The organism is Psychroflexus aestuariivivens, from assembly GCF_004010055.1.
GTDB classification, from domain to species: domain Bacteria; phylum Bacteroidota; class Bacteroidia; order Flavobacteriales; family Flavobacteriaceae; genus Psychroflexus; species Psychroflexus aestuariivivens.
Genome location: NZ_RQVT01000001.1, coordinates 26,250 through 43,618, shown reverse-complemented (window position 1 = coordinate 43,618; position 17,369 = coordinate 26,250). Strand labels below are relative to the sequence as shown.

The following is a 17,369-nucleotide window of genomic DNA, read 5'->3' as shown; positions in this document are numbered from 1 at the left end:
ATTTTTAAATTACTTATGAATACATTTGAATCATTAGGCTTAAGCCCTGAAATCTTGAGAGCAATCGAAGATTTAGGATTTGAGTCCCCGAGTGAAGTTCAGGAAAAAACCATTCCTATTTTACTCGAAGAGCCAACCGATATGGTTGCGCTGGCCCAAACAGGTACAGGAAAAACAGCCGCATTTGGATTTCCTTTAATTCAGAATATAAACCTTAATTCTAAGAAAACACAAGGTTTAATTCTTTCTCCGACCAGAGAGTTGTGTATGCAAATTACCAACGAGTTGAAACAGTACGCAAAATACTATCAAAACTTAAATACTGTTGCGGTTTATGGTGGTGCTAGTATTACCGACCAAGCCAAGCAAATAAAGCGTGGGGCACAAATAATTGTCGCAACACCAGGTAGAATGAAAGACATGATCAAGCGAAATATCATCGATATTTCAAATATTGATATTTGTATCTTGGATGAAGCTGATGAAATGCTGAATATGGGTTTCTTTGAAGATATCAAAGAAATACTTTCACATTCTCCTGCGGAAAAGCATACTTGGTTATTTAGTGCAACAATGCCTAAAGAAGTATCTGTTATCGCTAAAAAATTCATGAAACAACCGAAAGAAATTACGGTTGGTCAGAAGAACGTATCTACAAAAACTGTAAGTCACGAATATTTTATCGTTGGTGGCAGAGATCGTTATAACGCCGTAAAACGCGTGGTAGATGCAAACCCAGATATTTATGCTGTCATTTTCTGTAGAACGAAAAGAGATACACAAAAAGTAGCAGAAAAATTAATCGAAGACGGTTACAGCGCATCAGCTTTGCATGGCGATTTAAGTCAAGCGCAAAGAGATATGGTAATGAATAGTTTCAGAAAGAAACAAATTCAAATGCTAGTAGCTACAGACGTTGCTGCTCGTGGTATCGACGTAGATGACATCACACACGTGATCAATTACCAACTGCCAGACGAAATTGAAACTTACACGCACCGTAGCGGAAGAACTGGCCGTGCTGGAAAAGAAGGTAAATCTTTAGTAATTGTGACTAAAAGTGAAGTTAGAAAAATTCGTCAAGTTGAAAAAATAATTGGTCAAAAATTCACTCAAGAAGAATTACCATCTGGAGATGAAATTTGCAAACGTCAGTTATTTCACCTTGCAGATGAAATAAAAAGTACAGAAATCAATCATGAGATCGATGCTTTTATTCCAGATTTGGAAGCTCAATTTGAAAACTTAAGCAAAGAGGATATTATCAAAAAATTCTTTTCTGTAGAATTTACGAGATTTCATAATTATTATAAAAACGCACCAAAAATCACTCAGCATTCAGCAGACAGCTCGTTTTCTGGACGTGATTATGGAGATGAAACAAGGTTTTTCATCAATATTGGTGAAAAAGACGGTTTCAATTGGATGTCTTTAAAAGATTTCTTGAAAGAACAACTGAATCTAGACCGTGATGGTGTCGCCAAAGTTGATGTGAAAAATACATTTTCATTTTTCAACGTGCCAACTGAGCAAGTCGAAAAAGTTCAACAAACTTTTGAAACTTTTCAATTGCAAGGCAGACATGTCAATGTTGAAATTACCAACGATCAAAAAAGTGGCGGTGGCGGTCGCAAAAGCCGTAAACCACGCAAGAAATTCGATGGTGATAAATCCAAAGGCGGTTTTAAAGGCAAAAGGTCTGGAAAATCTAGTGTAAAAAGCTCCTTTGAACGCAGAAGAAATAAGCGTTAATTTTATTAATATTACAATAAATTAATTTCAGCTTCGAATTAAATTTCTACTTTTATAAAATATGATTAATAAAAGTATTTTAAGCCTCATATTCATTCTTACAACTTTGGTGGGTTTCAGCCAAGAGAAATCTCTGGAAACCATCAAAGGTGTAGTTGTGAATGCTGCTAATGACAAACCATTAGAGAATGTCAACATCATCAACATCAACACTGTAAAAGGTTCTGCAACCAATGCTGAAGGGGAATTTCGACTGAAAGCTAGAGTAAGTGACACAATTCATTTATCATATCTTGGTTACAAACCCATACAAGTTAAAATTACCGAAGATTGGCTGAAATTTGGTGACGTCAAAATTAAAATGACAGAATCTGCCATTGCTTTAGAAGAAGTTGAATTGAAAGAAGTCCAATTGACTGGTTATTTAGAAATAGATGCCAAAAATATTCCTATTTATGATAATTACCGCTACAGCATTTCTGGGTTGAATTATGCTTATGAAGGTGGCGATTATCAAAAAAGTTCGATTTCACAGGTATTGCAATCTATATCGAATCCAGCAGATTTACTTTACAAAACTTTCGGTCGCAAGGAACAGCAAATGAAACGGATGCGAAAAATGAAAGCTGACGATCAAATTCGAGATATTCTACGTGATAAATACGATCGTGAAACCCTGTCCGCAGTTTTGCAAATCAGCAAACCAGATATTGATGAGATTTTAGAAAAATGCAACTACTCTATCGATTTTATTTCATCTGCCAATGATCTTCAAATTTTGGATGCAATCAGCGGTTGTTATGAAGAATATAGAGCTATAAATAGAGATTAGAATGAAACATATCACCATACTTTCCGGAGCTGGAGTTAGCGCCGAAAGTGGTGTTAAAACTTTTCGTGACCACGATGGATTGTGGGAAGGTCATAATGTAATGCAAGTTGCTACACCTGAAGGATTTAGAGAAAACCCTGATTTAGTTCTAGACTTCTATAATAAAAGACGCCAACAACTCAAACAAGTTGAACCCAATCTTGCACATCGGCGTTTAGTTGATTTAGAAAAACAGTATAAAGTGGATATCATCACACAAAATGTGGATGATTTACACGAAAAAGCTGGCAGTCAAAATGTGACTCATCTTCATGGTGAACTTATGAAAGTCGAATGCACAGGTCAAGAAAAACAAATCTTGGATTGGGAAGAAGATATTAATGTTGGCGATACTTGCGACAGAAATCACCAACTAAGACCACATGTGGTTTGGTTTGGAGAAGCAGTACCAATGATGGATAAAGCTATGGAAATTATCAGCCAAACAGATATTATAATTATTATTGGCACTTCTATGCAAGTTTATCCAGCTGCTGGATTAATAGATTTTGCACCTGAACATACACCGATATATTTTATCGATCCACAACCTAATATTTCGCCAAGTGCAGATATTAAAATTTACTCTGAAAACGCCAGTAGCGGCGTTGATAAAGTAGTTAGCGAGCTTTTGTAATTTTTCTTAAAATTTACTAGCTTTAAAATTCTATAAAAAAGCAGAATTTCTAAAATTAGAAATTCTGCTTTTTTATATCAAAATACTAGATTATTGCTTGAGTTTTATTTAAAAAAAACAAATCAATATTATTCTTTGTCTTCTACGAAATCTTGTAAATACGAATATCTTTCAGTCAATTTTCCATTTTCTGTCATTTTAGCTCTGGCTAAAATTCCATCAGCATCACCATCGAAAAATGCTGGAATCACATGCTTGGCAAACATATCTCCAAAACCTTCGCTGGCATCTTTTGGTAATTCGCATGGCAAATTATCTACTGCCATTATTGTGATTGCATTTTTAGCATCGTATGCAACTTCAGACTCGGTTTGTGGATCGTACCCGTAAAATGGATCTGCTATGGTTGACGGCCTGATTGTTGAAGCTACTGGACCATCGATATCACAGCTAATATCTGCCACTAGATTTATTTTGAAATCAGGATGTTTAGCATCTTCTCTTGTAAACAAATAAGGTGCGCCATCTCCATAAAAATGTCCAGCAATAAAGAAATCTGTTGTTTTTGAAAATTTCATAAAATCAGACTCATACGGTGTTGGATTTTTGAAAAATTCGGATTTTATGCCAGCTTTTCCATCTTTGCGTTTATTGTAATCAATCACATCAATTTTACAGTAGACTGGTTCATCAAAATCTTTAGATAAATAATCCTTGGCACTAACATGTTTGATTTCAAGATGATCCAAAATTTCTTGTGCACCATTTGCTACTTTACCTTTTCCAGTTAAACAAATTTTGATTTTTGGAATATCTATTTTGTCTAATTCTTCTCTCACGGCTTTCAAATCTGGTAAATTTTCAACTTTTGGCAGGTTAAATAAGTTGTCTCGTAATCCCAAAGCGCGAAAACCGTTGTAGGCACCAACTAATCCGGCATAACGACCGAAACCAATTAGTCGGGCTCCATTAGCTTTAGTGATGACTTCATGGTCGTAGAGTTCTATATTTTTATCCAAAATTGCTTTTAGCAAATCACGATTATAAGTTTGTTTTTTAATGGTATGTGAAAAGAAAAAATATTTTTTATCGGGAATCAAGGCTTCAATCGGCACTTCTTTAACGCCAAGCATCAAATCGCATTCTGTTAGGTGATTTGAAACTTCCAGCCCAGCATCTCGGTAAGCTTGGTCAGAAAAGACACGAATGTCTGAAGGTTCCACCACAAATGCCAAATCTTTAAATTGATTTTGAACTGATTTTGCTTTGCTTGGCGAAAACACAACGCGTCTGTCTGGTGGTGTTTTTCGCTCTTTGATGATGCCTATTTTCATAAAGTCAAATTTTGTGATTATTTTAGTCTCAAATATAGTATTATTATCTATTTTTGCAGCCCGATTTTATTGAAGATGAAGTTTCAATTTAATTTCTTTCTTTAATTTTGTCGGTAATTTTGCGTTAGGGATTGAAGTGGCATCCTTTTTGAGGTTTTATAAATGGCGCAAAAAGATAGAGCGGAAAGCCCGACCGCATGGAATACGATAGTAAATTCCATGGGGTAACGCCCAAAACATTCTGAAACTTTTGGTTTTGGATTTGTTCTTTGAAATGTTGTATTTTTTTGCTTACGACATTTGATATTTTTTCAAATGGGGTCGACTTGGTTTTGACAGCAAGACCAATTGAATGGTAAGCACGCCGAGCGCTGGGATATAGCTCGTAAATCTCATATTTCACACTTTTTTAAACGGCGAAGATAACTACGCCTTAGCTGCATAATCCGAAACATAGTAGGATATGCTTAACCGTTACAAGGTAACGGGCTAAGATGTCTCGCAAACGCCCTGATTTACGGCGTTTGCACCAGAGGCACCGATAAAGTAAATATAGCTGAAGCAGGGCCTTGATGCTTTAGTGAAATTTAAGTGAGGATAAGGACAAAGTAGGTGGTTTTCAGCCAGCTTTGTCTCGACAATTCAAGAGAAAACTAAGCGTGTAGAAAACTATTGAATTGCTTGTTTGGACGGGAGTTCGAGTCTCCCCGACTCCACAATTAAAAACCTTAGTATGTTTATATTCAACGTATTAAGGTTTTATTATTTTAAAAGTTGCGCTATTTTTGTGTTATCGCTCTATTTTGTTATTTATAATGTTTATAAATTAGGTGATTGTTAAAGAATAAAAAGTTTTTCAAACGCTTCTCATTTTTCCCATTCTTCCAATCTATGATTAAAATTTTGTATTTATTAAATTAACTGAATATATAATTTGAATATTGATTAATGAAGGCATAATATCTAATTACCTTTTTAATTCATTGGTTAATAATTAAATTTCAATTTTAATAAGGTCTTTAATTACTTTGGTGCTGAATGATTGTATTTGTTATGCAATGAGAGTACAATTTAAAAAAGGTACTTTAAAAAGTTTTAAAATCTGAGTAGCAATACTTTTACGACTGCGTTTTGTGTGTAATCTGCTAAAATTTCAACCCTGTTACATTTTTATGTATAAAAGTTAAACAAAACAATAAAAAACCCCGCCATTGCTAGCGAGGTTTCTCAAATACAACACATAACACTAATTTACTGCTTCATAATTGTGTAAATATAGCCAGATTCATCAATAGCTAAATTATTGGTTATTTTCCAATCTTTAGCCAGTAACTCATTTATTTTATTCTCGAGTTCTGAATTATTGTGCGCTCTTAAAATTTTGACTTTCTTAGTTTTCATTATAATCTGCTTTTTAGAATTTCGTTAAAATCAAAACTAAAAGTTTTCAAATCAATACTAAGATCACTTAGATAAACGGCAATATGTGGCTTTACTTTCTCATAAGTTAATCCAAGCTTTCGAGAGGTGTTTATAAAATCTGAAACATCTTGCATCAAATCAATTTGATTTCTATTAAGTGCGTGGACTTCAAACGGTTTTTTTGGTATGTTAATAATCGCTTTATTGCCTTTGAAACTCAAAACCTTATCAATTGTATATCTACGCTTTACTGGTGCGCTATTCATTGCTTTAGCAAAAGATATATTTCTAGTTTGATTTGTTTCTGCTTTAGTGAAAAATAAATCGTTGACCTCGTAAAGTTCAAAGCAAAAGTTTTTTCTTTTTTCGTGTTCACTTTGCAACTCTTCCAGCTTTGTTGTGTCAAGTTCTCTAAGATCTAAGTATTTCTCATACGATAATTTTTTAAAAACAGGGTCTTTAATTTTTGAGTGTTCGCTTTTGTGATACTCATCAAAAAGAGTGATAAAGTCGCCATTGATTAAATTTTCTGCTTTATAGCCTTTTACGTCCAGTTTTAAAAGTTCATTGGCTGCATCTGTGTAGATTTTAGCAATATTTGAAATCATTTTTATTTGATTATCATATCTGCTTTGATCGAATTTTAAATATAATTTACTCATAATTTTAGGTATTTGTTAAGCAGCAAATGTTTATTTCTTAATTGCTGCTATTCTGTTATTAAATTGCTTTTTTGACTTTTTGTTGAAAACGTAAGTCTTTATGGTGCATTTGGATTGCAAGGCAACATTTTAAAAGTCAATAATATGTAGGTACAAATTCCAAAAATGGTTTTATTGATCTTCAGTTTCATTTGATTGTATTTCCTTCGTTAATCAACTGAGTCAACTTCTATAAAAGCATTTTTAACCTTATAGACCTTGTCAATGGTATAGCCTTTGTTTTGCAAACTCTCTTCCAATTTGCTTCTGTTATTTGTCTTATAACCACTAGCAATACAAAACGCTCTGTATCTATCGTAAAGCTCTTTTATTTTGATACCATTTAGGCTTTTTTTGGCGTTGGCTTCATTTAGATACATTGCCACGCTATCGCTATGGGTTCTATATTGTGCGACAATTTTATCTGAAGACTCGCAAGGTGAAAATGATTTGTTTTTTATTAATCTTTCAAAACCTTGCATTACCCAATTAAAAACGCCACTTAACTCATTTTCGATTATTTTTTTAGCTAGCTCATTATCTTGCTTATCCTGTGGGATAACCTTATCAAAATGAATAATTAAAAAGCGTCTAAAAAAACCGTCTGTATCTTCAGTATCCTTTGGCAATACGTTGGCGTTAAACATTAATTTAGCATAGTTATAAACTTGAAACGGCTTACCGTAAATCTCTCTCGCTGGTATTGGCTCACCACTTGCCATTTGTTTTAAAAAGTCTGGGTTTGTCCTGCTACTTATCTCACTAGAATAATTGAGTAGTTTATTTTCAATCTCAGCTCTAGTGTAACCACTTTTATCTGATAATGATTCTAGGCTAAAATTTGTAATATTTTCAGCTCCTAATAATTTTTGAACAATATCAAATACCACACTTTTGCCGTTCGCTCCAACTCCATAGAGTAACAAAAGTTTTTCGAGTTTTAAAATATCTTTTTTGATAAAAACCGATGCTATAAATTCAGCTAAAACATTTTGCTTTTGCTTATCTGTTAAAACTTCATCTATGAATTTGTCAAATAATGGTGATTTGCTTTCTGGATTGTAGTCAAATTTCAATACATAAGTTAAGTTGTCAACTGGTGAGTGCGATTCTAATTTTTTGGTCTTAAAATTATAAGTGCCATTTTGAAAGTTTATCAAAATAGCATTTTGATTTTCTTTGTTTTCAAAATCTCGTGAAGACTCACTTTTAAACTGGTTTTCTAATTCATCAACAAACTTAAAATGCTTTGCTAAGTATTTTGTAGCCCCCAGTTTGATAACAAATTTTTTAATGAAATTGCGAAATTCCTTAGAGTCAATTTCATTCCAATGAGAAGTAAGGTAGCAATAAATTTTACCATTACTAGCGCATAAAAAATTTATACTATTGTGAGAAGTCAATTTGATTAAAACATCTATTGTTTCAACTATTATTGTGTTTCGTGATGCGCTTTTTTTACGTTTTAATACTGCATCAATGTTTGCAATCTTCTCTGAAAGCTTAGTTTTTTCCTCATCACTAAGTTTTGAATTGTAAAGCTTTTTTTCAGAAGATTCTAACTTGTTTTTTAAACCTTGTTTCTCTCTAGCTAAAAAATCAACAGGCTTTGCTTTTGTTAAAAGATACTCGGCTAACTCGTTAAAAGTGTTACATTTGTAAAGAAAACCATCTAAAAGACCTTGCCCACTAGCTCCATAGTCGGGCATTTTTTTTACCTCAGCCATAACCTACAAATTTTTAGTTTGTAAAGCTTCTACAACTTCATTCCAGTTATAATAACGTCTAGCTCCGATACCTTTACTAACTAGGTAGCCTTTGTTTTCATAATTCCATAAAGTAGTACGGCTAATTTGAAGACGTTTACAAACCTCATCTGGTGTTATTAAATCGTCTTTTGGTGATTGGTTGTTGATTCCTTCGAGCTTGTCCAAAAGTGTAGCTTCTAGCTTGTCAATCCTTTTTAAAGAAGGCTCAATAATTGAGCTTACTAACTCCTTTAATGGATTGTTTTTTTCTTTTACATCTGTCATAATAATTAAATTTAGATTAATTGCCTGACAAATGTATTTAATTGGTTTACAGTTATTTAAGATACTAGTATATACTAGTATAAAGTTTAAAATAGGTTAATTCTCGTTTACTTTGATATTGTATTTTTCAATGATATTGGTTAATGGTTTGTATTCGATGCATTCATTTGTAGCAAAGTTTTTTTGTGCTGGATTGCGTCTTATAGTTGGTGTTATTGCATTAGAATAATTAGTCCCTATAAACGATTCGATAGTTTCAGCCGTTTTTTTCGCATTTAGTCCATTATCGTTATAAATATTCAGTAAATCACCAGTTAGGTACATAAATGTAATTCGATACTTTGCATCGAGCTTCATAAGCTCATCAAAGGCTGCATCTGGTATTTGCTGTTTAAATAACTTTTGATATTCAGCATATTCTTTACTGCTACCTTTAGGATTGTGTTTTGCTTTCACCTCATCAATGGCTTTTAATATTCTTTTTTCTGCATCTGTAATTAGTAACCTTCCATCTGGTTTTGCTTTTGGTTCTAATTCAAAATCAAACGCATCATTTCGCTCAATACGTTTTTTATCGGTTTCGTTAAATACATCTACATCATAATAAAGCGTATAAAGATATTTGAGTCTGTTTATAACATTAGTAAATCTTTTACTAGTCATTGGTACTGTTTTGATAAAATCAATTAAGCCGTTAACTAGCTCATCTAATTCAATTTTAAAAGATTGTTTTTCTATATCATTCATTTTATTGAAATCGTGAGCTTTAAAAATATCATATAATTGTTTCAAATCACCATAAGGTGTATTCTCATAAACTGGCGGAAACTTTTTAACTATACTAAGGTAGTTTTGATATATCTCATTTTCTTTTTTGCTTAGTTTCTCATCAAACTTGACTTTGTTTTTAATTTTTTCAAGTTGTTCAGCTTTTTGGTTTATCTCGCTATTATTCAATTGTTTATTGCTTTTTTCTTTAGTCATTATCTTTTGTTTTTGGAAAAATGGGAAAAATTGGAACGGTTTATAAAACTTTTTATTTACTCAAAATAATTGTGTGCATCTTTAGCTAGGTCTTTACTACCTTTTTGAATATAATTTAAAAACTGTGCTTCGGTGCTGTGGTTTGTAATTCCTATTAAATAAGTTGTTGGTACTTTACCATAATGATTAGTAGCAAAGGAACGCCTACCAATATGCGAGCTGATAAATTCGTATTTTGGTGCTGAGGTTATAACATCTCTATAATGATGCTTTTGTGGTTTTACTCCATCTGGTGCTATACTTATTCTCTTTTTGCCAGTCATAACCTCGTCAATCTCGCAAAGTCTGCAAACTTCTTTTATGTAATCGTTATATTTTTGGTCTGATATTGGTCTAGGAAAATTGCCACCTCTTTTGTTTAGGACTTCATTAACTTGTTTTAATACTGGTATCGTTGTAAGGTTGCTAGTCTTTTGCTGCTTAAACTCTAAATACTTTTTATTGTCTTCTATTCTAATATTTTTACTAGTAAATTTCATAAAGTCAGAAACTCGTTGACCAGTGAAACAACTTATAATGAGCCAATCTCTGGCATTATCTAAATAATCTTTATCAAAGTGTTTGTTTTTAATAGTTTCTAGCTCATCAAAGCTTAAATAAGGATGCTCAACATCTTCTCTGTTAAACTTCAATTTCTCGAGTTGTTTGTGAGTCTTTAAACCGTTGTATCTAGCGTGAAAGCAAACCGTTTTAATTAAAACTAATTCTCTTTGTTTGGTGTTATTTGAGTACTGGTTGAGGTCGCAAAACTCATTGAATTGATTTTTAAAATTTTCGTTTATATTTTCAATTTTCAAAGTAGTATTAAAGTGTTTTTCTAATCGGTTTAGCTTTGACTGGATAACCTTATATTTTTTTATTGAAGACTCTTTTATATCACCTTTTTTACTTTTGATATAAACATCAAAATAATCAACAAGATTAGTTGGTAGCTGTATGGTATCATTCTCATCACTAGGCTTGTAATATTTATCAACAATATTTTTAAGCCAATCTTTATTTTTTGCTACCGTTTCAATATTGGTATTATCAAACTCATCTAAGATATAATATTTAAGGTCTGCAATTTCACTATCTAATCTAGGCTTTATTATTTTTTCGTGTAACATATCTTTAAGCTCACCTTTAATTAGCTTGTCAAATATCTTAGCTGCGTTTAGTTTAAAATTATCTTTTATCTCATCTTTTGTATAAACTGTGATTTCACTTTTTGCAAACAGTCTGTATTGTTTACCATTGTGCGAAAAATTTAATTTTACTGTTATTGGTTCATTCTGCTTTCGTGAGCGATACAAAAATTTTATAGTAGCCATATCATTATTTGTTTAGCACAAACTTAATTAAAGTTGTGCTATTTTTGTGCTATATGGTTAAATCTATTTTAATGTATCTTTATATAAGTGAAACGATTATATTTATAAAATACTGTTTATCAATATTTTGTATTTTAATTAGTTTTACCTGTTTTCAAGTGTTTTAATATTAAGTACTCTCCCCGACTCCACAATTAACCCTCATATACCCAGTGTATATGGGGGTTTTCTTTTTTAGGTGACAATTTATGCTGACTTTTAATTAATGTTATTTTTTAATTGTAGAATTGTTTTAAATAATAAATTTTCAAGTTAAATAATTATCTGATTTTGTAGAGGTATTATTTTATTGAAAAGGTTGTAAACTATTAAAATGAAAAATGCAAATAAAAAATTATCACAACATCCTGCGCAATTAATTCATTGGTTCTAGACAACTTATGGATTTTTTATTTGATTTTTTTTTATAACTTTAAGCTTAAACACATATAATCATACACAATAATGCTGTGTAGTAAATATAGAGGCCATGAAAAAAATAACTTTATTAGTCTTTTTTATTTTAGTAAATTTCAACTTAACTGCCCAAATAACCGATGTCGAGGAAAAATTTACTTTACCAGAAAATTTAAATGAATCATCTGGAGCTATTTTCTTTAATGACAGACTTATAACTCATAATGATTCAGGAAATCAAAATGAACTTTACGAGTTAGATACAATTTCCGGAGCTGTGACCAGAATTATTACAATCGATAATGCCACAAATGTAGACTGGGAAGATCTTACACAAGATGATACATCGATTTATGTGGCAGATATTGGAAATAATAATGGAAATAGAACGGATTTAAAAATTTATAAAATTAATAAAAGTGACTACCTAAACTCGACCAATGTAACATCGGAAATTATAAACTTTAACTACTCGGATCAGACAGACTTTACACCTAGTCCTAATAATACTGAATGGGATTCGGAAGCAATAGTTTCTTTTGATACAGATTTAATCTTATTGACTAAAAATTGGGTAACTGGGATTACAAAAGCTTACCCAATTCCAAAAGATAGTGGAACTTATTCAGTAAATCCATTGCCGACTACCTTAGATAGTGGTGGGTTAATCACTGGCTCCACTTACAACCAATTAACAGGGAAATTATATTCAGTAGGTTATGATTTTACACTTCAACCCTTTATTTGGATTAGCGAAAACTTTACAGAAAATGATGTCTTTTCAGGTACTAATACGCAAATTTCACTGTCGAGCTTAGGCTTTGAACAAATAGAAGCAATTACAAATATAGGAGCCAACAGATATTTAATGACATCAGAATCTTTTGATATTCCTCCTTTTGCAGATGATGCAAAATTGATATCATTTTCTACAAATGATGATTTGTTATCTATTGAAGATTTATCTATTAATCGGGTTAGTTTATATCCAAATCCTGTAAAGGACATATTAATTATCGATGGGGTGGAATTCGTTTCTGTAGAAATCTATGATACAAATGCTAGACTTATTTATCATAGCGATAGCCAAAAAGTGGATATTTCTCATCTGAATAAAGGTGTTTATTTAGTCAAGGTTAACTTCAATGATTATACCTATCATGTCCAAAAAATCATTAAAGATTGATTGATTTTATTGTGTACAAATTATCAAAGATTTCAAATTTTTGGTATTGATTAAATTAATATAACTTACTCAGGATTTGAATAAATAAGATGAAGCGAGTATTCAGAATGAATCTTTGTTAAATCTATTGATTTTGAAGTCTGTCTTAACACTTAAATTTACTTACTAATCAGAAGAAAAATCGAATATTGTTATTTGATTGGATTCAAGTGATGTCTTTGGTAATTCTGCATGATTACAAAAATACTAAAGTCTTCGCCTAAAAGCGAGGGATTTTCCCCAAGCTGAAGCATTAAGTCAATTTAATACTTCTTCGAGAGTTGCATTATTCAAATATCAAATTGATTTTATTCCACATTTCATTATGAAAAATTATCGGCAACAGACCTCCATCTGAAGCTTCACCCATTCTTACAACCACTATATTTTGGCTTGGTAAAATCTCAACGAACTGTCCATTTTTTCCCATTCCTGCAATTAAATCACTTGGTGCAGCTTCAGATAATGATGTGTTGAAAGATGTTGGAATAGATGGAAAAATGATTGAAGATTTTCCATTCAGCCACCAAAGATATCCGTAAGAAGGATTTAGATTTTGAGATGAGCTAGTCATTTGTGAGAAATAATTTTCATTGGAAATAATAGCCTGGTCATTCCATTTTCCGTTGTTAAGAATTAGAAGTCCAAATCTAGCCATGTCTCTTGCACTACTCCAATATACTTTATTGTATCCCTGAGTTATCCACTGACCGTTCATCCCTATTTTGGATTCAATTTTTTGGTTGGTATAGTCGTTATAATCCAAACCTGTTGCATTTTCTATAACTTTTTCAAGTAACGTATATGGGGCGTTGTGATAAAACCACTGATTTCCAGCATCCACCTTATAATTGAGGCAAGACGGATTGGTGCAATCTAAATTCGGCACTTCATAATCCAGTCCCGTTGTCATGGTAAGTTGATTTTTTATGGTGATTAAGTTTTCCTGATCTGACGTCAAACTTGTCCAACCTTCACCTAAATAATCTGATGTTCGATTCTCGATATCCAAATATCCGTCTTGCTGTGCTATGCCCACCAAAGTACTCGTAAGCGTTTTCCCTGCTGAAGCCCAGTACCATTTTGTATCTTCAGTAAATGTTGCTGTTCCCGTAATATTAGTTCCAAAATATTCTTCTATAACTATTTTCCCGTCTTTTAGAATTATGAATGCTCTCGTATTGCTAGCTTCCAGAAAATCTTTTAGGTTGTTTATTTCCGAAGTATCCCAACCCAATTCCTCTGGAGTTAGACGAGACCAATCATTCGATGTGTTTGGTGGAAAATACAAACTGCTATTTTGCAGATTGCCATTATCATCGTCACTTTTGCTGCAAGACGACATCAATAATATTATTGAAATAAGTGAGTATAAATATTTCATTTTTATAAAATTATACTTCAAATTTAATCATTAGCTTTAAATTTATTTATCTTAATGAAATTACATTAATAATATTCAAAAATGATTAAAAAAATAGGATTCCTTCACAGTTTACTTGTTTTGCTATTTGTGGGTTTTGCTTCAAATTCAGGAAACTTTGACGTCAAAAATGCAAATCCAACAAATCATAAATCTATTGCTGAAGTTAATATCGCCCCAAATTCTTTTGAAAACTGCGAGTTTGAAGGCATAAAGCTGCATGGCAAAGTACAGTTTGTCGATAATTTTCCAGATTTCAAAATTCAATATGTGAAACATTTCCCAGATCTGAATGTAAAATTCGTGGACAATTTCCCTAATGACTGCGGTGAGTGGCAGGTCGTCGATCAATTTCCAGATTTCAAAGTTCAAGTGGTAGAGCATTTTCCTGATTTGAAAGTCAAAAAAGTAAAGCACTTCCCAGGCATGGAGTGATTTCAAATTATCAAACCTGCATAGTTTACAAAATTTTTAAATTTACCATCTCAACAGTTTAGCAACTTTTAAATACTAACAAAGCCATTCATAATAAGTTAGAAATTCTCAATACTTTTAAAATGCTTATTCAGGGGGTTTCAACCTATTGTATTTTTTTTCAATAGATTTGACTGCCTTTGTTTCATTATAAATTCATACTATATTTGAATTTATACATTTCAAAAATTGATTATGAAAAAAACAGACCAAAATATTGTTGTTGAAGCCAGTTATGATACATCAATTTCTCAGGTCTGGAGTGCTTTAACAGAGCCACATCAAATGCGGAAATGGTTTTTTGAAAATATAAAAGATTTCAAAGCTAAAGAAGATTTTGAAACGAGTTTTGTAGTCACAAATGAAGGACGAGTTTTTCCACACCTATGGAAAGTCACTGAAGTTTTACCGCAGAAACGATTAACACTCAATTGGAAATACGGCAATTACGCGGGAGATTCCGAAGTTATTTTTGAATTAATTCAACACAATGAGATTGTGAAATTAAAATTGACTCATCATGTTTTAGAATCTTTCCCAGAGAATGTGCCTGAGTTTAGCAGAAGCAATTGTGAAGCGGGTTGGAAATATTTTATCCAACAAAATTTGAAACAATATTTAGAAAAGCAAAGTAATTAAAATAAATTATGTTTTTTGAAAGCAGAAAAGATTGGTTTTTCAAATTATTGATCATTGTATTTATCTTACTATTTTTAAGTGCTTTTACCCTGCAATTATATTTAGGTGGTTGGGAATACAAGCTAGAATTTTTGATAACTGATGTTTCGCTTTTTGCGATTTTATTATGCCTACTCTAATTCTATTTTGAAACGAATTACGAGTTGACAGCAACTGAGCTAAAATACAAATCGGGTTTTATAAGCGGTTGTATTTCAATTGATGAAATCCGAGAAATAATTGTTGGTAAAACACTTTGGGTTGGCCTCAGACCAGCTACAGCCAGACACGGACTCATTGTTAAATATCAAAAATATGAACAAATCTACATTACACCACTAACTAATGAAAAATTTATTGACACCATCCTAAAACTAAATCCAGAAATTAAGATTGTAGAATCAACAGATAAGCAATGATTTTAGTGTTTAATAATTTTTTGGTGTTGAATTTTATGTTCGGTTTGGATTTTTAGAATATATGTTCCTTTTGCTAATTCTGACAAGTCAATTTCTCCTGGCAAGTCGATTTCAAAATGACTCAAGCCTTTTCCGTTCAAATCGTAAAGACTGAGTTTTGCTTGTTTTTGAATTTGACAATTGATTTGCAATACATCCGACGTTGGATTTGGATAAATTTCAATATTGAATTTAGTTGATTCCTCTAGGTTCAAAATCGTGTTGTTTTGGTATGCCAAAGTCCCGCCTGCAGATTCCCAAATAAATTCATCCAGACCATCATTATTTAGGTCAGCTACATGAACTTCTTGCACAAATAATGCAGACTGATCATCCAAAATCAAATCTTGATTAAAACTGTAATTACTGTCATTCTGCAGTAAATGTGGTTGACCATTGTAACCTAAATAAATGTCAGGCAAATCATCGCCATTTTGGTCTATGCTGCGAATGGCTTTCACTGAATTACTAGAAATTTGAGCAATATTCGAATGTAAAGTAAATGTAGACGTTGTAGCCGATTCGTTTTCAAAAAGAAGCAATTCGCTATTGGCATCCAAAAATACCAAATCTTCTAAGCCATCATTATTAAAATCAATTTTTTGCAAACTAGAGATGGTATGAATACTTGATGTTTTCATGGTTTCTGGCGTGAAATTGGCATTACCATCATTTGTATAAACCACAAGCCCTAAAGTTTCCGCAGTAATGACATCCATATGACCATCGCCATTCACATCCATTTTCACCAAATCAAAACACTCCAAAATATTAGGTGATTCTGCTGTGGTCAAAATTGGATTTTTGGTAAACTCAGCGTTGCCATTATTTTCATAAACCGCAATAGCATGCTGATGTATCACTACAAAATCCACAAAACCATCAGCATTGAAATCGTCTACAACTATAGATTTACCAAAGCTGCCTTCACTACCCAAAACAACAGGATTGCTAAACCCATTTACATCATTCATATATAAAACAATCTCTCCGCCAGTTTCTGAAATTGCAACCACATCCAAAAAACCATTGTCATCAAAATCACCATAATTGACAAAAACAGGGTCATTCAGATTATTTTCTATCACAACTCTGGAAAAGTTTCCTGTCCCTTGATTGTAATACACATTAATTTGGTCTTTATTGCCAGCTCTACTCAAAAGTAAATCCACCAAATCGTCATTATTGAAATCCGCAGAACTGATATTGGTCACAGCACCAGTTTCTTCACTGTCGTCTATAATTAGAACTTCGCTGAATTGCGCTTTTACATTTAAAGTGAATAAAACCAAACTTAAAAAATATAAATATTTCATACTAAATAACTTTAAATCAAATATATAAATTAAAAATTGGAAATCATGACCAATATATTTCAACAGAAATAAAGTTTAATTTGAACTGATCATTATTCAGTTAATCAAAAATAAAGATGCCGAATATTGTGCGACTGATTCAACTCAACCTAAATAAATTCAATAAAAATTTCTGAATACATAGGATTTCAATCTGAAAAATTCAATTTAAACTAAAACCACAGAACAAAAA

General features: G+C 32.1%; 16 protein-coding genes and 1 other RNA gene. 8 read left to right on the top strand and 9 right to left on the bottom strand.

The window, feature by feature from the left end; translation table 11 throughout:
• Positions 1 to 15 precede the first annotated feature (15 nt).
• From EIG86_RS00205 to EIG86_RS00195, 3 genes are all read left to right on the top strand, one after another.
• Positions 16 to 1,752, top strand: coding sequence for a DEAD/DEAH box helicase (locus EIG86_RS00205; RefSeq protein WP_127844142.1), 1,737 nt, complete (start codon positions 16 to 18; stop codon positions 1,750 to 1,752).
• A gap of 61 nt (positions 1,753 to 1,813) precedes the next feature.
• Entirely contained in the window at positions 1,814 to 2,584 is a 771-nt protein-coding gene (locus tag EIG86_RS00200) for a carboxypeptidase-like regulatory domain-containing protein (RefSeq protein WP_127844141.1), read from the top strand.
• 1 nt (position 2,585) lies between these two features.
• The gene (locus EIG86_RS00195) at positions 2,586 to 3,260 is read left to right on the top strand and encodes an SIR2 family NAD-dependent protein deacylase (protein ID WP_127844140.1); all 675 of its coding nucleotides are present in this window, start codon (positions 2,586 to 2,588) and stop codon (positions 3,258 to 3,260) included.
• A gap of 128 nt (positions 3,261 to 3,388) precedes the next feature.
• Here the strand turns inward: EIG86_RS00195 and EIG86_RS00190 are convergent, their stop codons facing one another.
• Positions 3,389 to 4,594: an NAD(P)-dependent oxidoreductase gene (locus EIG86_RS00190; protein WP_127844139.1), complete on the bottom strand. Its 1,206-nt coding sequence runs from the start codon at positions 4,592 to 4,594 to the stop codon at positions 3,389 to 3,391.
• A gap of 317 nt (positions 4,595 to 4,911) precedes the next feature.
• Here EIG86_RS00190 and ssrA point away from each other — a divergent pair.
• Positions 4,912 to 5,313: a transfer-messenger RNA gene (gene ssrA, locus EIG86_RS00185) on the top strand.
• Between the two features lie 532 nt (positions 5,314 to 5,845).
• Here the strand turns inward: ssrA and EIG86_RS14150 are convergent.
• The 6 genes from EIG86_RS14150 to EIG86_RS00160 form a co-directional block, all read right to left on the bottom strand.
• Positions 5,846 to 5,995: a hypothetical protein gene (locus tag EIG86_RS14150; protein ID WP_192901689.1), complete on the bottom strand. Its 150-nt coding sequence runs from the start codon at positions 5,993 to 5,995 to the stop codon at positions 5,846 to 5,848.
• Positions 5,995 to 6,678 carry a hypothetical protein gene (locus tag EIG86_RS00180; RefSeq protein WP_127844138.1) on the bottom strand — a complete coding sequence of 228 codons (684 nt, stop codon included), beginning with the start codon at positions 6,676 to 6,678 and terminating at the stop codon, positions 5,995 to 5,997. Before EIG86_RS00180 ends, EIG86_RS14150 begins: the two co-directional genes overlap by 1 nt.
• Positions 6,679 to 6,887: 209 nt before the next feature.
• Positions 6,888 to 8,444, bottom strand: coding sequence for a DNA primase family protein (locus EIG86_RS00175; protein ID WP_127844137.1), 1,557 nt, complete (start codon positions 8,442 to 8,444; stop codon positions 6,888 to 6,890).
• A gap of 3 nt (positions 8,445 to 8,447) precedes the next feature.
• Positions 8,448 to 8,750, bottom strand: coding sequence for a helix-turn-helix transcriptional regulator (locus EIG86_RS00170; RefSeq protein ID WP_127844136.1), 303 nt, complete (start codon positions 8,748 to 8,750; stop codon positions 8,448 to 8,450).
• A 96-nt stretch (positions 8,751 to 8,846) separates the two neighbouring features.
• Positions 8,847 to 9,734, bottom strand: coding sequence for a hypothetical protein (locus EIG86_RS00165; RefSeq protein ID WP_127844135.1), 888 nt, complete (start codon positions 9,732 to 9,734; stop codon positions 8,847 to 8,849).
• A 56-nt stretch (positions 9,735 to 9,790) separates the two neighbouring features.
• Positions 9,791 to 11,107 carry a phage integrase SAM-like domain-containing protein gene (locus EIG86_RS00160; RefSeq protein ID WP_127844134.1) on the bottom strand — a complete coding sequence of 439 codons (1,317 nt, stop codon included), beginning with the start codon at positions 11,105 to 11,107 and terminating at the stop codon, positions 9,791 to 9,793.
• A 529-nt stretch (positions 11,108 to 11,636) separates the two neighbouring features.
• On the opposite strand from EIG86_RS00160, the gene EIG86_RS00155 reads away from it, so the two are divergent.
• The gene (locus tag EIG86_RS00155) at positions 11,637 to 12,749 is read left to right on the top strand and encodes a T9SS type A sorting domain-containing protein (RefSeq protein ID WP_127844133.1); all 1,113 of its coding nucleotides are present in this window, start codon (positions 11,637 to 11,639) and stop codon (positions 12,747 to 12,749) included.
• Between the two features lie 325 nt (positions 12,750 to 13,074).
• On the opposite strand, the gene EIG86_RS00150 is transcribed toward EIG86_RS00155, so the two are convergent.
• The gene (locus tag EIG86_RS00150) at positions 13,075 to 14,172 is read right to left on the bottom strand and encodes a serine hydrolase domain-containing protein (protein WP_127844132.1); all 1,098 of its coding nucleotides are present in this window, start codon (positions 14,170 to 14,172) and stop codon (positions 13,075 to 13,077) included.
• 81 nt (positions 14,173 to 14,253) lie between these two features.
• Here EIG86_RS00150 and EIG86_RS00145 point away from each other — a divergent pair, with 81 nt between their 5' ends.
• The 3 genes from EIG86_RS00145 (at position 14,254) to EIG86_RS00135 (ending at position 15,782) form a co-directional block, all read left to right on the top strand.
• The gene (locus tag EIG86_RS00145; protein ID WP_205030446.1) at positions 14,254 to 14,646 is read left to right on the top strand and encodes a hypothetical protein; all 393 of its coding nucleotides are present in this window, start codon (positions 14,254 to 14,256) and stop codon (positions 14,644 to 14,646) included.
• Positions 14,647 to 14,880: 234 nt separating this feature from the next.
• On the top strand, positions 14,881 to 15,324 hold the full coding sequence (locus EIG86_RS00140) for an SRPBCC family protein (RefSeq protein WP_127844131.1): 444 nt from the start codon (positions 14,881 to 14,883) through the stop codon (positions 15,322 to 15,324).
• A 203-nt stretch (positions 15,325 to 15,527) separates the two neighbouring features.
• Entirely contained in the window at positions 15,528 to 15,782 is a 255-nt protein-coding gene (locus tag EIG86_RS00135; protein WP_127844130.1) for a PH domain-containing protein, read from the top strand.
• Between the two features lie 2 nt (positions 15,783 to 15,784).
• On the opposite strand, the gene EIG86_RS00130 is transcribed toward EIG86_RS00135, so the two are convergent.
• The gene (locus EIG86_RS00130) at positions 15,785 to 17,137 is read right to left on the bottom strand and encodes a T9SS type A sorting domain-containing protein (protein ID WP_127844129.1); all 1,353 of its coding nucleotides are present in this window, start codon (positions 17,135 to 17,137) and stop codon (positions 15,785 to 15,787) included.
• Between the last annotated feature and the right edge of the window lie 232 nt (positions 17,138 to 17,369).

Excerpts from the sequence above, each read along its gene's own strand:
- EIG86_RS00150 (WP_127844132.1), bottom strand. The coding sequence starts at position 14,172 with ATGAAATATTTATACTCACTTATTTCAATAATATTATTGATGTCGTCT.
- EIG86_RS00200 (WP_127844141.1), top strand. The coding sequence starts at position 1,814 with ATGATTAATAAAAGTATTTTAAGCCTCATATTCATTCTTACAACTTTG.
- EIG86_RS00145 (WP_205030446.1), top strand. The coding sequence starts at position 14,254 with ATGATTAAAAAAATAGGATTCCTTCACAGTTTACTTGTTTTGCTATTT.
- EIG86_RS00130 (WP_127844129.1), bottom strand. The coding sequence starts at position 17,137 with ATGAAATATTTATATTTTTTAAGTTTGGTTTTATTCACTTTAAATGTA.
- EIG86_RS00165 (WP_127844135.1), bottom strand. The coding sequence starts at position 9,734 with ATGACTAAAGAAAAAAGCAATAAACAATTGAATAATAGCGAGATAAAC.
- EIG86_RS00205 (WP_127844142.1), top strand. The coding sequence starts at position 16 with ATGAATACATTTGAATCATTAGGCTTAAGCCCTGAAATCTTGAGAGCA.
- EIG86_RS00180 (WP_127844138.1), bottom strand. The coding sequence starts at position 6,678 with ATGAGTAAATTATATTTAAAATTCGATCAAAGCAGATATGATAATCAA.
- EIG86_RS00140 (WP_127844131.1), top strand. The coding sequence starts at position 14,881 with ATGAAAAAAACAGACCAAAATATTGTTGTTGAAGCCAGTTATGATACA.
- EIG86_RS00155 (WP_127844133.1), top strand. The coding sequence starts at position 11,637 with ATGAAAAAAATAACTTTATTAGTCTTTTTTATTTTAGTAAATTTCAAC.
- EIG86_RS00190 (WP_127844139.1), bottom strand. The coding sequence starts at position 4,594 with ATGAAAATAGGCATCATCAAAGAGCGAAAAACACCACCAGACAGACGC.
- EIG86_RS00175 (WP_127844137.1), bottom strand. The coding sequence starts at position 8,444 with ATGGCTGAGGTAAAAAAAATGCCCGACTATGGAGCTAGTGGGCAAGGT.
- EIG86_RS00160 (WP_127844134.1), bottom strand. The coding sequence starts at position 11,107 with ATGGCTACTATAAAATTTTTGTATCGCTCACGAAAGCAGAATGAACCA.
- EIG86_RS00170 (WP_127844136.1), bottom strand. The coding sequence starts at position 8,750 with ATGACAGATGTAAAAGAAAAAAACAATCCATTAAAGGAGTTAGTAAGC.
- EIG86_RS14150 (WP_192901689.1), bottom strand. The coding sequence starts at position 5,995 with ATGAAAACTAAGAAAGTCAAAATTTTAAGAGCGCACAATAATTCAGAA.
- EIG86_RS00195 (WP_127844140.1), top strand. The coding sequence starts at position 2,586 with ATGAAACATATCACCATACTTTCCGGAGCTGGAGTTAGCGCCGAAAGT.